Below are 14,772 nucleotides of genomic sequence, written 5' to 3' on the forward strand. Positions count from 1 at the left end.
GGTCAACGCATCACGGTCCCGGCGCTGTCGAGTACGAAGTCGACGCAGAACACGACGAGCCGGCTCTGCGCGCGGATCGCGACGGCGGCCGTATAGCAGTCGCGGCCTTCTGTCAGCGAGAAGTGCGGGCCCATCAGCGCGACGCGTCCGGGCGCGGCGATCGCGCGCTGGAAATACGGGCGCCGCGACCAGTTGCTGTGGGTTTCCGGGAAGAGCGGTGCGAGGCGGGTGACGGCGGCCTGGCCGTCGTCGGCGCGCGCGCCGATCGACGGCAGGAACTGCTCGCCGGTTTCGTCGGTGACGAACACGCGGCGTGCGGCCGGCACGGCGAATACGCGTTGCGCGGCGTCCTGCAGGTTACCGCTCGCGGAGAACGCGGCTGCGCCGGTCAGCACGAGCCGCTCGATCGCGTCGAAGCCCGGCTGCTCGGCGATGACCGGCGTGTGCCGGCGGGCGATGAAGCGCTGCCACGCGGCATCGAGCATCGCGGGTGCCGCCGCGCTGGCATGTGCGATCGATGCGTCGGGCTGGCCGAACTGGAAACCTTGCACGAAATCGATGTCGGCTTCCATCAGCGCCTGCAGCGCGTCGTCGTTCTCGACGCCCTCGGCGAGCACCATCGCGCCGGCCTGATGCAGCATCGACACGAGGTGATGCATGATGCGGCGATCGTCGGACGAACCGGTCGAGCGTTCGACGAGCGAGCGATCGAGCTTGACGATGTCGGGGCGCGCGCGCCACACGCGGTCGAAGTTCGAGAACCCCGTGCCGAAATCGTCGATCGCGATCAGGAAGTCGCGATGCTGGATCATGTCGATCGTGCGGGCGAGCGCGGCTTCGTCGCGCGCCGGCTGTTCGACGACTTCCAGCACGATCCGGTTCGGCGGCAGCCCGAAATGCCGGCCCAGCGCCTCGACGAATTCGCGCTGCACGAGGCCCGAGTCGAGCACGCGCGGTGTGACGTTCAGGAACAGCCAGCCGTCGCCGATGCCCTGCGCGACGAAATTGGCCGTATGCAGGCAGCGCGCGAGCCGGTCGAGCAGCAGCGCGTCGGCATCGGCGCGCGTCTTGTCGAACAGGGCGGCGGGCGAGATCAGCGCGCCGTTCGCGTCGACGACGCGCAGCAGCGCCTCGTAACCGACGACCCGCTTGTGCGTGATCGACAGCACGGGCTGGAACACGCTGCGCAGCGTCGTGGTGCGATAGGTGGCGATCCAGCCGCCGGGCGTCGGGGTGAGACGTTCGAGCAGGGAGTCGAGCGAGAGGTCGCGGGCGGGCTTCATGTCAACGGTGCCCGGGGCGGCGCGGCAGCGCGCCGCCGCGCTGAAGCAGTCGCACGCGCCGGCGGACGCGAAAGGACGTGGGACATCGAGACCGCCTTCTGCGGGTAAGTGTTCGGAGTGTACCGGGAATGGGGCCGCTCGCGTATCAGGGAAACTCCAGACGCACCCGGGTATGCGGCCGCGGCCGACGCCGCTCGCATGCGCGCCGCGCATGACAGCCGCGAAGCGAAGGGCGTTGCCGCCGCACGTGACAATCCGGCGGCATCGCGCGCGCGATGAGGCGGGAAATCCCGGCGGCCGGCATCGCTGCCGAGCGAATGTCGCCGTCAGAGGAATGCCGGCAGCGTTGCGGCACCCGCCACGGCGCGGCGGTGGGCAGGCGCCGCCCGGCCGTCACGAATCACGGCCCGGCCGATGGCGACGCGCGCGCCCGGATGAATCGTCAGGTCGCTTCGCCGCTGCGCGGCCGGACCCCGGGGATCCGCTTGATCACGCCGGTCGCGAGCGCGGTGCCGACGAGCACGATCGCGCAGCCTTCGATCATCACGGCCGACACGTGTTCGCCGAGGAACAGCGCGCCCCACAGCAGGCCGAACACGGGGATCACGAACGTCACGGTAATCGCGCGGGCGGGGCCGATGTGCGCGATCAGGTAGAAGTAGATGAAGTACGCGATGCCCGTGCAGGCGACGCCGAGCGCGAGCACCGAGCCCCACGCGTGCGCGCTGACCGGTGCGGCCGGCCAGGTGGCGATTGCGAACGGCAGCAGCAGGACGGTCGAGCCGATCATGCTGCCGGTCGCGTTGACGAGCGGATCGACGCCGGTCAACTTGCGCTTCGTGTAATTGGCCGCGATGCCGTACAGCAGCGTCGCGCCGAGTGCCGCGGCGGCAGCGAGCGCGGTCGCGGCGGCGCCCGTTTCGCCGTGCGCATTCGCGATCTGGTTCCACACGAGCGTGAGCACGCCGGCGAACCCGATCACGAGGCCGAGCGCACGCGGCAGCGACAGCTTGTCCTTCAGCCACAGGTAGGCCACGAGCGCGCCCCAGAGCGGCGTCGTCGCGTTGATCACCGACGTCACGCCGGCCGACAGCGTCAGTTCGGCGAACGCGAACAGGCAGAACGGGATACCCGAGTTCAGTGCGCCGACGACGAACAACGGCCACGCATGACGGCGCAGCCGGGCGCCGAGATCGGCGGGTTTGAAGCGCGTCAGCGCGAAGCCCGTGAGAAACAGCGCGCCGATCCCCACCCGCAATGCCATCAGCGGCGCGACGCCGAGATCGACGACGCCGATCCGGATAAACAGGAACGACGCACCCCACAGGGCAGCGAGCACGGTCAGCAGGAGGGCGTTCTTGGGCGACATCGATCGAGAAGGGCGGGGGAAGGGATGCAGAGGATCTTACACCTCGTTACCACGCCGTCGTTTCACGATTCGATGAAATGGCAAGAAACGGGAATGTCGCCGGTTGCCGGCACGGGACGGCCGCGTGCCGGCGGTCACACCTGATTAATGGTGGCGCCAGCCGCCGCGTCCGCCGAAGCCGAAATTGAGCGAAAGCGCCGGTCCCCAATAGCCGCCCCATGCGGGGGCATAGGCAGGTGCCGGATAGTAATAGGCGGGGCCCGGATCGACGTAGACGGGGGCCGGCTGCACCGGTGCAGCCGTGTAATAGCCGCCAGGATAATAGCCGTACGGGTAGTAGCAGCCGGCGAGCGTCACGCAGGCGAGCGCCGCGGCGACGAGGATCCTGTTCATGATGTCTCTCCGGCGGAGCCGGCAATCGGCAGATGCTTAAGCTTAGGCCGCGCGCCGATGACACGATGTGCAAAACGGTAACGGATCATTTCCGCGCAGGCTGCCGGTCACGTTGCGGTGCCGCATGCGAAAACGGCGCTTTCGCACCGCGAAAACGCCGCCTGGCTGACTGTCGCGGCGCACTGCGCCGCTTACTTGCCGACCTGGTTGCCGATGATGCCGCCGGCCGCTGCGCCGCCCAGCGTCGACAGCGCACTGCCGCCGATCGCCGCGCCGGCGACGCCGCCGACACCTGCACCGATTGCCGTGTCGCGCTGGCGTCTCGTCATCGAGTCACAGGCCGACAGGCTGGCCACGGTCGCGACGAGCAGCGCGCAAATTCCCATACGCCGTATCGAATTCATGATCGTTGTCCTTGCGGTTGTGAACGGAGGACACGCGACCGGCCGGCGGCCGCGCATGAACCCAATCTACGCGCCGCCCCCCGACGCTGCTGTAAGGACTTGTTAAGGCTCAAGCGGTTTCGTAATGAATTGTTTCGGGTGGTTTACCCGTGTGCCTACGGGTACGCTACATGCGAAAAAAAGCCCGCTCGAAAGCGGGCTTCGTACATCGCGTCGTGATCCGGTGGGGATCGCCGCGCGTGCTTATTGACGGTGATAGATCTCGGCGCCGGTCTTGACGAACTCGACCGCCTTGACTTCCATCCCCTTCTTCAGCGCTTCGGATTCCGACACACCTTGCTGCGCAGCGAATTCGCGCACGTCCTGCGTGATTTTCATCGAGCAGAAGTGCGGGCCGCACATCGAGCAGAAGTGCGCGACCTTCGCCGAATCCTTCGGCAGCGTTTCGTCGTGGAATTCGCGCGCCTTGTCCGGATCGAGACCGATGTTGAACTGGTCTTCCCAGCGGAACTCGAAGCGTGCCTTCGACAGTGCGTTGTCGCGTACCTGCGCGCCGGGGTGGCCCTTCGCGAGATCGGCGGCGTGTGCGGCGAGCTTGTACGTGATGATGCCTTCCTTCACGTCGTCCTTGTTCGGCAGGCCGAGGTGTTCCTTCGGCGTCACGTAGCAGAGCATCGCGGTGCCGAACCAGCCGATCATCGCGGCGCCGATGCCGGACGTGATGTGGTCGTAGCCCGGTGCGATGTCGGTGGTGAGCGGCCCGAGCGTGTAGAACGGCGCTTCCTTGCACCAGTCGAGCTGGAGATCCATGTTCTCCTTGATCAGCTGCATCGGCACGTGGCCGGGGCCTTCGATCATCACCTGCACGTCGTGCTTCCATGCGATCTGCGTGAGTTCGCCGAGCGTCTTCAGTTCGCCGAGCTGCGCTTCGTCGTTCGCGTCGTAGATCGAGCCGGGGCGCAAGCCGTCGCCGAGCGAGAAGCTCACGTCGTACGCCTTCATGATCTCGCAGATCTCTTCGAAGTGTTCGTACAGGAAGCTTTCCTTGTGATGCGCGAGGCACCACTTCGCCATGATCGAGCCGCCGCGCGACACGATGCCCGTCATCCGGTTCGCGGTGAGCGGCACGTACTGCAGGCGCACGCCCGCGTGGATCGTGAAGTAGTCGACGCCTTGCTCGGCCTGCTCGATCAGCGTGTCGCGGAAGATTTCCCAGGTGAGATCCTCGGCCTTGCCGTTGACCTTTTCCAGCGCCTGGTAGATCGGCACCGTGCCGATCGGCACCGGGCTGTTGCGGATGATCCACTCGCGCGTTTCATGGATGTGCTTGCCGGTCGACAGGTCCATCACCGTGTCGCCGCCCCAGCGGATCGCCCACGTCATCTTGTCGACTTCCTCGCCGATCGACGACGTGACGGCCGAGTTGCCGATGTTCGCGTTGATCTTCACGAGGAAGTTGCGGCCGATGATCATCGGCTCGGATTCCGGGTGGTTGATGTTCGCGGGGATGATCGCGCGGCCGCACGCCACTTCCGAGCGCACGAATTCCGGCGTGATCTCGGCCGGCGCGTTCGCGCCGAAGGCCGTTGCGCCGAACGCCTGGCCCGGGTGCTGGCGGCCCATCATCGCGGCGAGCTTCGCGCCGTTCGGGCCGCTCGCCTTCAGGCTTTCGAGGTACTCGGCACGGCGCTGGTTCTCGCGGATCGCGATGTATTCCATTTCCGGCGTGATGATGCCCTGACGCGCGTAGTGCATCTGCGTGACGTTCTTGCTGGCTTGTGCGCGGCGCGGGTTGCGGTGCAGGCCCGGGAACCGCAGGTCGGCGGTGGCCGGGTCGGCCGCGCGCTCGAGGCCGTACTGGCTCGACAGGCCGCCGAGCACTTCGGTGTCGCCGCGTGCCTCGATCCAGCCCTGACGCAGTGCGGCCAGGCCCGCGCGAATGTCGATCTTCGCTTCCGGATCGGTGTAGGGGCCCGACGTGTCGTACACGTAGATCGGCGGGTTCTTTTCGCCGCCGAAGCCGGTCGGCGTGTCGGCCTGCGTGATTTCACGCATCGGCACGCGGATGTCGGGCTGAGAGCCGGTTACATAAACCTTGCGGGAATTCGGCAGCGGGGCGACGGCCGCGGCATCGACATGAGCGTCGGCGGACAGAAACTTCGGATTGGCGTTCATGCAATCTCCTGTGTGAGCGCCGGACAGGCGCTTCGGCGCTTGCCCGGAGCCCTTGACGTATGTGGGGCTCGAGCTAAGCAGGAGACGAGGCTTGGTGAGGCGGCGGATTTCGTCAGAAGGATGGCGGCGAAATCCGTACGCTTCCCTGCGCTGGCATTATCCAGATCAGGTTCAAAGGGTATTTCTCACCCGCAATGCCGGTTGTTTGACCGAACGCATTGCAGGACCCCCGCGTTAGCAGCGCACACGATACACTGGCTTGGCGGCGGTTTCAACCGGGAGAGGATCGGCCATCCCGGTGCGGCCGCAGCATGGCGGGCGGTGCGATGGCCCGTCGAAATGGCAGCGCGCGTCGCTGCCGCATGGCCGCACGGCTTGGCCGGCCGCGGCGAAGCGGCGCAACATGACGCGTTTTCGCGCAACCTCAAAAAAATTTTCGCAGCGGCTGTCATTTCCCGCGACGTCGTCCGTCTATTCGGCTCCTTAAACCCATGTTTTGGAGAGATGTCATGAAAAAAGTACTGATTGCCGCTTGCGTCGCCGCTTTCGCCACGATCGCCACGGGCGCATATGCGCAGAACGACGCGATGTCGCAGCCAGGTTCGTCGATGTCGAAGGACGCGATGGGCCACGACGCGATGGCCAAGGATGCAATGGGCCACGACGCGATGAAGAAGGACGGCATGAAGAAGCATGCGATGAAGAAAGACGCGATGAAGAAGGACGCGATGTCGCACGACGAGATGGGCAAGCCGTCGGGCGACAAGATGGCGCCGTCGAACTGACGGAGGCAGACGCGGCGCGGCCGGCGCGTGCGTCGCACGGCGGCCGCCCGCATTGCGTTTCGTCGACCCATTCCGGGAGACTTCATCATGCAAACCGTTCCTGCGACCGGCCGCGCGGCCGCCACGCCGCCCGCGCGCCCGATTCATCCGCTGTGGGTGCGCGCGAGCCACTGGCTCAACGCGCTCGCGGCGATCCTGATGGCGCTGTCCGGCTGGCGCATCTACGACGCGTCGCCGATCTATCCGCCGTTCGTGTTTCCGCACGGCATCACGCTGGGCGGCTGGCTCGGCGGCGCGCTGCAATGGCATTTCGCGGCCATGTGGCTGCTGGTCGCAAACGGGCTGTTCTACCTCACGATGTCGATCGTGACGGGGCGCCTCGCGCGCAAGATGCTGCCCGTCACGCCGGCATCGATATGGCGCGACATCCGTGCCGCGCTGGGCGGGCGGCTGTCACACGCCGACCTGAGCGTCTACAACGCGGTGCAGCGTGCCGCGTACCTGACCGCGATGATCGATCTCGTCGTGCTGGTGCTGTCGGGGCTCACGATCTGGAAATCCGTGCAATTCCCGCTGCTGCGCGAATTGTTCGGCGGCTACGACAACGCGCGTGTCGTGCACTTCTGGGCGATGTCGCTGCTCGTCGCATTCTTTGTCGTCCACGTCGCAATGGCGCTGCTGGTGCCGCGCTCGCTGCTCGCGATGCTGCGCGGCCGCTGACCCGCGAGCCGCGGGCGAAGGAAATCATCATGTCGGAATCCGAATACAAGCGCGACGGTTCGCGCTGGACGCTCGACCGGAAGTCGCTCGAACTCGACGTGCGCCGCGAGCTCGAGATGCCGTCGAGGCGGCTTTTCAACCGGCGCGTGCTGACGCTCGGCGGCCTGGCGATGCTGACCGGCTGCACGTTGCAGGACGACGCGTCGGTCAACACGTTCCTCGAGACGGTGTCGCGCATGAACGACCGCGTGCAGGCGTGGCTGTTCAGCGGCGAACGGCTCGCACCGACCTACACCGAAGCCGACATCACGCGACCGTTCCCGTTCAACGCGTATTACGGGATCGACGACGTGCCGCACGTCGATGCGTCGACGTACCGGCTCGTGCTGTCCGGCCGCGTGACGGGCAAGCGCGTGTGGACGCTCGACGAACTGTATGCGCTGCCGCACGCGGAGCAGATCACGCGACATATCTGCGTGGAAGGGTGGAGCGCGATCGGCCGCTGGGGCGGCACGCCGTTCGGTGCCTTCCTGCAGCGCGTCGGCGCGGACACGAGCGCGAAGTACGTCGGCTTCAAATGCGCGGACGACTACTACGAGAGCATCGACATGCCGACCGCGCTGCATCCGCAGACGTTGCTGACCTTCGAATACGACGGGCACCGGTTGCCGGCGGAATTCGGCTTCCCGATGAAGCTGCGGATGCCGACCAAGCTCGGCTACAAGAACCCGAAGCACATCATGGAAATCTTCGTGACCGATACGTTTCCGGGCGGCTACTGGGTCGACCAGGGATACAACTGGTTCGGCGGGTCGTAAGCGGCCCGCACGCGGGCCGCTTACGCGCGATCAGAACGTTTCCCAGTCGTCGCGGCCCGACGTGCCCGCCATCGCGAGTGCGGGTGCCGCCGTTGTGCGCGGCGCGGCGGCGCGTGCGGGGGCAGGGCGGCGCGCGGCCTTCGGCGTGCCGTGCGTGGGCGCGGCGGCAGCCGCAGCCGGGTCGCCGGCGAGCTTGAATACCGCGACCGCGCGCTTCTGCTCGGCCGCCTGCTGTTCGAGCGATTGCGCGGCCGCCGACGCCTGTTCGACGAGCGCCGCGTTCTGCTGCGTGACTTCGTCCATCTGGCCGACCGCGACGTTGACCTGCTCGATGCCGCGGCTCTGCTCGTCGGACGCGGCCGAGATCTCGGCGTTGATGTCGGCGACGCGGCGGATCGCCTGGCGCACGTCACCCATCGTGCGGCCGACCGCTTCCGCCTGCTCGGAGCCGTCGCGCACCGTCTCGACCGATTGCTGGATCAGATCCTTGATTTCCTTCGCGGCGCTGGACGCGCGCTGGGCGAGACTGCGCACCTCGCCCGCGACGACCGCGAAGCCGCGCCCCTGTTCGCCGGCGCGCGCGGCTTCGACCGCAGCGTTCAGCGCGAGGATGTTGGTCTGGAACGCGATGCTCTCGATGAGACCGGTGATGTCGGCGATCTTCGTCGAACTCGCGGTGATGTCGTGCATGGTCGACAGCATCCGCTCGACGACTTCGCTGCCGGTGTCGGCGACGTCCGACGCGTTGGTCGCGAGCGTCGTCGCCTGGCGCGCGTTCTCCGAGTTCTGCTTGACCGTCGCGGTCAGCTCTTCCATGCTCGCGGCGGTTTCCTCGAGCGACGCGGCCTGTTCCTCGGTGCGCGACGACAGGTCCATGTTGCCCGCGGCAATTTCGCTCGACGCGGTCAGGATCGAGTCGCTCGACGTCTTGATCCCGCGCACGACGCGCGCGAGCTGCGTGTCCATCTGGCGCGGCGCGTCCAGCAGATGGCCGAACTCGTCGTTCGAGCGGGTCTCGATCCCGTTCTCGAGATGGCCGTCGGCGATGCGTTGCGCGGTGTTCATCGCGATGCCGAGCGGCTGGGTGATCGCGCGCTGCAGGTACCGCCACGCGCCGGTCGCGACGGCCACGCCGATCGCGAGGGTGCCGAGCGACGCCCACAGCAGCATGTGGAACGTGTCGTTGCCCTGGTCGGCCGCATCCTTGACCTGCTTCGCGTTGATCGCGATGTCCTCGTCGATGCCGTCGGCGAGCGCGCTGCCGAGCGGGCGGACCTTGTCCAGCGCCGCTGCGATCGCGCCGGCGTTGCCTGATTCCGCCGCGCCGAGCGCGCTCGACGCGAGCGAGCGGAAATCGCCGAGCTGGCCGGCGATGCGGTCCGCGACCTTGCGTTCGTCGGCGGCCGTCACCTTCGCCGGGTAGTAGTCGTTCCACGAGGCCAGCATCTTCTTCTCACGGTCGCGGATGCGCTCGGCGATCGTCTTCGCTTCGGCCGCGTCGTGCGTCGTGACGAGCAGCTCCAGGTTGACGCGCATCTGCAGCGCACCCGCCTGGGTGCCCGCCAGATCCTCGATCGGCACCGTGCTGTCGGTGTACATCGAACTCATGTCCGAACTCAGCGTCGCGAGCCCCCGTATGCCCTCCAGCCCGATTGCGATCATCACGATCACGCACGCGGCGAATGCGACCACGATCTTGAACTTGATGCTGCCTGTCAGCTTGTTCATGCCCCGCTACCCATGTGAGAAAAGACCTGCCATGTCCCGGCCCGCATCGACGTATTCGTCAGACAGGAATCCATGATGCGGACAGGGTTGATGGCCGGGTATACGGCAGCGAGACCCGCGACATTAGGAAAATCGAATCAATCGGGTCAAATATTCGACGTCGCGCAATAACATCAGTGGACAGCCTTTCGGGCAAGCTCCAAACGGCTTTCGAATGACCGGTTCGGCCGGACGTGTCGCGCCGCGAGTCAGCCCGATTCCCGCACCCGCATTTCGATGCGCAGGCCGGCCGCCGTCGCCATGTTGACGAGCGTGTCGAGCGCGAACAGATTGATCTTGCCGCGCATCAGGTCGGACACGCGCGGCTGCGTGATGCCCAGCTGTTTCGCGGCCTGGGCCTGACTGAGCTCGAGCTGCGCGATGCGCTGCTTGAGCGCGATCATCAGTTCGGATCGCAGCTTCATGTTCTCGGCTTCGGCCGGCTGGCCCTCGATTGCGTCCCAGACGCTTGCATGACGTTCGTTGGTCATCGTTTCCTCTCCATCGTCAGCGCGCGATAGCGCCGGGCAGCCAGTTCGATATCGGCCTTGGTCTTGCGCGCCGAATGCTTCCGGAAGCAGTGAGGCACGTAGGCGGCGTCGGCGAAGGTCGCGACGTTAATGATCCGGAACGCGCCGCTCGCATCGCGCAGGCGAATTTCCCGCACGCCGCCCCCGACGGTGCGCATCGGCTTCCAGTCGTCGGGCGCCAGGCCGCGTTGCACCTGGTCGATCTGGTGGCCGGCTTCGCGGCGCGCGGGCAGCGGAAAGCCGCGAAGATCGGCGAGCGCGCTGCCGACGAAAACAACCGGCTTTGGCGGAAGAATGGTTGGGTTATAGAAAATTTTGTATCAGTGGTGCAGGTTTCGAAGGAAGGTCGCGCAGGGCAGGCTGCGCGTGAGCCGACCGTCACGATAAGGGGAAAGCGGTGGCCGGCGGGCAGGACTGGCCGTTCGGCCGATATCGGGTTCGAGCGCGACGGATTGCCGTTGGCGGCGGGGCGGGTCGGTACCGGCAACGCATGCGCGAGACGTATCCGGCCCCCGATTTCACCCGTTCGCCGGCCGAAAAATGTCGCGCGGAAACATCATTCGTGATCCTTTCAGACAGGTCCTGCGATGCTTTCGAATCCTTGATGCCATAATGCCGAGCGTGCGTAGCCGAAGCGGTTGCGCGCATTTTTTTTGTCCCTCTGCCGCCGCTTGCCGGTTCTCTTTCGTCGCCGTTCGCACTGCCATGTCGTTCCGCACGTTCGCTCTGCCTTCCCGGTCCTGTCAGGGCCGTTTGCCGGCATCGCCGGCGTCTTTCAGCGGAGCGCGCGGCGCGACGTGCGGGGAGGCTGCGCAATGACGCCGCTCGACCGCCTCCTCGACTTCTTCGCCCGCTTCTCGTTCCGGATCCGCCTGCCGCAAAGCCGCGGCGGCCGCGTGGCGCTGTCGCTCGTCTTCATCTATTTCGTCTGGGGTTCGACCTACAGCGGCCTGCATTTCGCGCTGCAGTCGTTCCCGCCGCTGCTGCTGTCGGGGCTGCGCAACCTGCTCGGCGGGATCGGTCTGTTCATCTTCGCGCTGCGCCGCAAGCCCGAATGGCCGACGCTGCTCGAAATCCGCAATGCGGGGATTGTCGGCACGATGCTCGTCGCGCTGTCGTCCGGCACGATCGCGCTCGGGATCAGTTCGGTCAGCAGCGGCTCGGCCGCGGTGATGGTGGCCACGGTGCCGCTGTTCGCGACCGTGATCGCGGCGGTCGCCGGGAGGCCGGTCACGAAAGGCGAGTGGGGGGCCGTCGCACTCGGGATGGTCGGTATCGTCGTGCTGAACTCGGGCGGCGCGGCGGCGCAGAATTCGGCACTCGGCACGATCTGCGTGCTGGCCGGCGCACTGTTCTGGGCCGGTGGCGCGCATCTCGCGACGCGGCTCAAGCTCCCGTCCGACCTGTTTCTGTCGACGTCGCTGCAGATCGGCCTGGGCGGCATGATCTCGACGCTCGTCGCCTGGCTGATCGGCGAGCGCATCGAGCACGTGATGGCGGGGCCAGTGTTCGCGTTCGTGTACCTGATGGTGTTCTGCACGATGGTCGCGTACGTTGCGTACGGCTACCTGATCCGCCACACGAGCCCGATCATCGCGAGCAGCTGCATGTACGTGAACCCGATCGTCGCGGTCGCGCTCGGTGCGCTGCTGCTGGGCGAGCCGGTGACGATGGCGACCGTGGTCGCGACCGTCGCGATCCTCGGCAGCGTCGGGCTGTCGTTCGTGTTCGATCCGGCGCGCCGGCCCGCGGCGCGCGCGGCCGCCGCCAGTTCGGCGGCCGTGGCGGCCACGTCGACGGCGGAGCCTTCATCCGCGCCCGAGCAGATCGCGGTGCCGGATGCGGCGCCGATCCTGGCGCCTTCCGCCGTCCCGCTGGCCGTGCCGACTCCGGCTGCCGTGATGGATCCTGCCGCGGTCATCGATCCGGCACCGGCGTTCGCGTCGCCGCCCATCGCTGAACCGGCACCGGCGTTCGCATCGCCGCCCATCGCTGAACCGGCACCCGCGTTCGCGCCGCCGCCCGCCGCCCAACCGGCAGTGCCCCGCGCCGACGCGTGACGCCGCCGTGGCCGGTCGCGTTCAGCCGCGCCGGCCGCCGCGGTGGTGGAACCAGCCCGCGAGCGCGGTGAACACCAGCCCGGTCGTGCACATGCCGATCCAGCCGAATGCGTGCCATGCGGCCACGCCGGCAGACGAGCCGAGTGCGCCGCCGATGAAATAGCACACCATGTACACGGTGTTGATGCGGCTGCGCGCCTCGGGCTTCAGCGCATAGATGCGCGACTGGTTCGAGATCTGCGCGGCCTGCACGCCGACGTCCAGCACGATCACGCCGATCACGAGCCCGACGAGGCTCGAGCCCGACAGCGCGAAAATCACGAACGACAGCGCGAGCAGCGCGATCGCGAGCGAGATGATCGCGCGCGGGCCGCGCTTGTCCGCGAAGCGGCCCGCGTATGGTGCCGCGAGCGCGCCCGCCGCACCGACGATCCCGAACAGGCCGGCTGCCTGCGGGCCGAGATGGAACGGCGCGCCGGCGAGCAGCAGCGTGAGCACGGGCCAGAACGCGCTGAATCCCGCGAACAGCGCGGCGCCCGTCAGCGACGCCTCGCGCAGCCCGCGCAGTTCGACCGCCAGATGCCACATCGAGCCGAGCAGCTTGCCGTACGGCAGCGTCGACGTCGGCGAACTGCGCGGCAGGCGCAGCACGATCACGGCGGCGAGCGCGACGAGCGCCGCGACCGACGCGGCGAACACGGCGCGCCAGCCGAAATACTCGGCGACGAAGCCGGCGGCCGTACGTGCGAGCAGGATGCCGAGCAGCAGGCCGCTCATCACGGTACCGACCGCATGCCCGCGTTCGGCCGGCGGCGCGATCTCGGCGGCGAACGGCACGGCCTGTTGCGCGATCGTCGCGAGTACGCCGATCGCGAGGCTCGCGACGGCGAGCACGGCCAGCGACGGCGCAGTGGCCGCGACGATCAGCGCGATCGACAGGCCGGCGATCTGCATCAGGATCAGCCTGCGGCGGTCGAAGCGGTCGCCGAGCGGCGCGAGCAGGAACATGCCGGCCGCATAGCCGAGCTGCGTCGCGGTCGGCACTGCACCGATCCACGAAGCACCGTCGGGAAACGCCGAGCGGAAGCTGTCGAGCAGCGGCTGGTTGTAGTAGATGTTCGCGACGGACACGCCCGCGATCGTCGCGAGCAGCAACAGCAGGCTGCGCGAATAGTGGGGCGAGGCGGCGTCGGTCGGATGGTCGGTGGAGGCGGTGGACATGGCTGCGCGGACGGAGTGGGGCGGCGCGGCGCGCGGCGCACGCGTCGGGTGCGCAGGCGGGCGAGGTGCCGGTCAAGGCTGGCGATCATACCGGAGCGATGTGAATCCTGCCGGACGGGCGGCAGATCGGCAGAATCGGCAGAACGGCAGAACGGCAGAACGGCAGAACGGCAGAACGGCAGAACGGCAGAACGGCAGAACGGCAGAACGGCAGAACGGCAGAACGGCAGAACGGCAGAACGGCAGAACGGCAGAACGGCAGAGCGGCAGAGCGGCAGAGCGGCAGAGCGGCAGAACGGCAGAACGGCAGAATCGGCGCGACCGGCAAAACCGGCCAGCCGCCACCGGTCATCGTGCGTTCCTCACTCCATCAGTCGACCAGCTCGCCCGTCGGTTCATAGAACGGATAAGGCCCGGCGCCTTCATCGACATACACGTGGTGCGACGTCATTCCCGTATCGGGCGCATAGCGATGGACCGCGAACGCCGGCGGTTCGAGCCGGAATGCGGATGGCGCGTCGGTTCGCAGGTCGAATGCGACCTGATGGGCGGGCGACGGCACCGCGGCCGCGAGCGTGCCGCCGAAGCGCGTGAACATCGTGCGATGCACGTGGCCGCACAGCACGCGCTCGACGTTCGGATGACCGCGCAGCAGCGAGTCGAGTTTCGCGGCGGCGGCGGGGGCGAGGCGCAGCTTGTCCATGTGGCCGATGCCCGCCGCGAACGGCGGGTGATGCAGCGCGACGATCACGGGCCGGTCGCGCGCGGCGTCGAGCTGTGCGGCGAGCCAGGTGAGCCGTGCATCGCACAGGTCGCCATGGCTTGCGCCCGGCACCTGCGAATCGAGTGCGAGCACGCGCACTGCGCCGACGTCGAGCGCGTACTGCACGAATTCGCCTTCCTGCAGCTCGGCGCGATCGGCGAACGCGCGGCGCAACCCGGCGCGGTCGTCGTGATTGCCGATCATCAGGTAGTACGGAATCTCGAGCGCCGCGAGCAGCCCGCGCAGGTTGCCGTACTCTTCATCGTGGCCGAAATCGGTCAGGTCGCCGGTGACGAGCACGGCGTCGGGGCGTGGCACGAGCGCGTTCAGTTTTTCGATGCAGCGCGTGAGCGCGGCCGCGGTGTCGACGCGCCGGTACGCGAGCTGTCCCGGACGCTTGATGTGGAGATCGCTGATTTGAGCAAGCAGCATCGTCGTTCCTCGGAATCGTCTGATTGTTGTCGCGGCGTCGTTGCGCGCCGCG

Annotated in this window: 15 protein-coding genes and 1 riboswitch; of the genes, 4 read left to right on the forward strand and 11 right to left on the reverse strand. The window is 67.5% G+C overall.

Features of this window, described 5'->3' with window-relative positions:
- Positions 1 to 2: 2 nt before the first annotated feature.
- The 5 genes from HAV18_RS17025 to thiC form a co-directional block, all read right to left on the reverse strand.
- Positions 3 to 1,283, reverse strand: a complete 1,281-nt coding sequence (locus tag HAV18_RS17025) for an EAL domain-containing protein (RefSeq protein WP_166957760.1) — start codon at positions 1,281 to 1,283, stop codon at positions 3 to 5.
- A gap of 442 nt (positions 1,284 to 1,725) precedes the next feature.
- Positions 1,726 to 2,652, reverse strand: coding sequence for a DMT family transporter (locus tag HAV18_RS17030; RefSeq protein ID WP_166957762.1), 927 nt, complete (start codon positions 2,650 to 2,652; stop codon positions 1,726 to 1,728).
- Between the two features lie 144 nt (positions 2,653 to 2,796).
- A complete protein-coding gene (locus tag HAV18_RS17035; protein WP_166957764.1) occupies positions 2,797 to 3,045 on the reverse strand; it encodes a hypothetical protein in 249 nt (82 codons plus the stop codon).
- A gap of 191 nt (positions 3,046 to 3,236) precedes the next feature.
- Positions 3,237 to 3,449 (reverse strand): glycine zipper 2TM domain-containing protein, encoded by a 213-nt coding sequence (locus tag HAV18_RS17040; RefSeq protein ID WP_166957766.1) that lies wholly within the window; start codon positions 3,447 to 3,449, stop codon positions 3,237 to 3,239.
- Positions 3,450 to 3,692: 243 nt separating this feature from the next.
- A complete protein-coding gene (thiC, locus tag HAV18_RS17045) occupies positions 3,693 to 5,624 on the reverse strand; it encodes a phosphomethylpyrimidine synthase ThiC (protein WP_166957768.1) in 1,932 nt (643 codons plus the stop codon).
- A 124-nt stretch (positions 5,625 to 5,748) separates the two neighbouring features.
- Positions 5,749 to 5,865, reverse strand: a riboswitch (TPP riboswitch).
- A 268-nt stretch (positions 5,866 to 6,133) separates the two neighbouring features.
- On the opposite strand from thiC, the gene HAV18_RS17050 reads away from it, so the two are divergent.
- The 3 genes from HAV18_RS17050 (at position 6,134) to HAV18_RS17060 (ending at position 7,947) form a co-directional block, all read left to right on the forward strand.
- Positions 6,134 to 6,409, forward strand: coding sequence for a pentapeptide MXKDX repeat protein (locus tag HAV18_RS17050; RefSeq protein ID WP_011351498.1), 276 nt, complete (start codon positions 6,134 to 6,136; stop codon positions 6,407 to 6,409).
- An 87-nt stretch (positions 6,410 to 6,496) separates the two neighbouring features.
- Positions 6,497 to 7,129, forward strand: a complete 633-nt coding sequence (locus HAV18_RS17055; RefSeq protein WP_166957770.1) for a cytochrome b/b6 domain-containing protein — start codon at positions 6,497 to 6,499, stop codon at positions 7,127 to 7,129.
- A 29-nt stretch (positions 7,130 to 7,158) separates the two neighbouring features.
- On the forward strand, positions 7,159 to 7,947 hold the full coding sequence (locus HAV18_RS17060) for a molybdopterin-dependent oxidoreductase (RefSeq protein ID WP_166957772.1): 789 nt from the start codon (positions 7,159 to 7,161) through the stop codon (positions 7,945 to 7,947).
- Between the two features lie 30 nt (positions 7,948 to 7,977).
- Here the strand turns inward: HAV18_RS17060 and HAV18_RS40175 are convergent, their stop codons facing one another.
- The 3 genes from HAV18_RS40175 to HAV18_RS17075 form a co-directional block, all read right to left on the reverse strand.
- The gene (locus HAV18_RS40175) at positions 7,978 to 9,675 is read right to left on the reverse strand and encodes a methyl-accepting chemotaxis protein (protein ID WP_166957774.1); all 1,698 of its coding nucleotides are present in this window, start codon (positions 9,673 to 9,675) and stop codon (positions 7,978 to 7,980) included.
- Positions 9,676 to 9,923: 248 nt separating this feature from the next.
- Positions 9,924 to 10,205, reverse strand: a complete 282-nt coding sequence (locus HAV18_RS17070; RefSeq protein WP_166957776.1) for a helix-turn-helix domain-containing protein — start codon at positions 10,203 to 10,205, stop codon at positions 9,924 to 9,926.
- Complete coding sequence (locus HAV18_RS17075; protein WP_166957909.1) at positions 10,202 to 10,558, reverse strand: type II toxin-antitoxin system RelE/ParE family toxin; 357 nt, start codon at positions 10,556 to 10,558, stop codon at positions 10,202 to 10,204. Before HAV18_RS17075 ends, HAV18_RS17070 begins: the two co-directional genes overlap by 4 nt.
- Before the next feature lie 501 nt (positions 10,559 to 11,059).
- On the opposite strand from HAV18_RS17075, the gene HAV18_RS17080 reads away from it, so the two are divergent.
- Positions 11,060 to 12,304 (forward strand): EamA family transporter, encoded by a 1,245-nt coding sequence (locus tag HAV18_RS17080; protein WP_166957778.1) that lies wholly within the window; start codon positions 11,060 to 11,062, stop codon positions 12,302 to 12,304.
- Between the two features lie 21 nt (positions 12,305 to 12,325).
- Here the strand turns inward: HAV18_RS17080 and HAV18_RS17085 are convergent, their stop codons facing one another.
- The 3 genes from HAV18_RS17085 to HAV18_RS17095 form a co-directional block, all read right to left on the reverse strand.
- Positions 12,326 to 13,525, reverse strand: coding sequence for an MFS transporter (locus tag HAV18_RS17085; protein WP_166957779.1), 1,200 nt, complete (start codon positions 13,523 to 13,525; stop codon positions 12,326 to 12,328).
- Positions 13,526 to 13,610: 85 nt separating this feature from the next.
- Positions 13,611 to 13,877, reverse strand: coding sequence for a hypothetical protein (locus HAV18_RS17090; RefSeq protein ID WP_208101972.1), 267 nt, complete (start codon positions 13,875 to 13,877; stop codon positions 13,611 to 13,613).
- 18 nt (positions 13,878 to 13,895) lie between these two features.
- Complete coding sequence (locus HAV18_RS17095) at positions 13,896 to 14,720, reverse strand: phosphodiesterase (RefSeq protein WP_166957781.1); 825 nt, start codon at positions 14,718 to 14,720, stop codon at positions 13,896 to 13,898.
- Positions 14,721 to 14,772: the final 52 nt, after the last annotated feature.

Origin of the sequence: Burkholderia sp. D-99, assembly GCF_011605345.1 — a bacterium.
GTDB lineage: Bacteria > Pseudomonadota > Gammaproteobacteria > Burkholderiales > Burkholderiaceae > Burkholderia.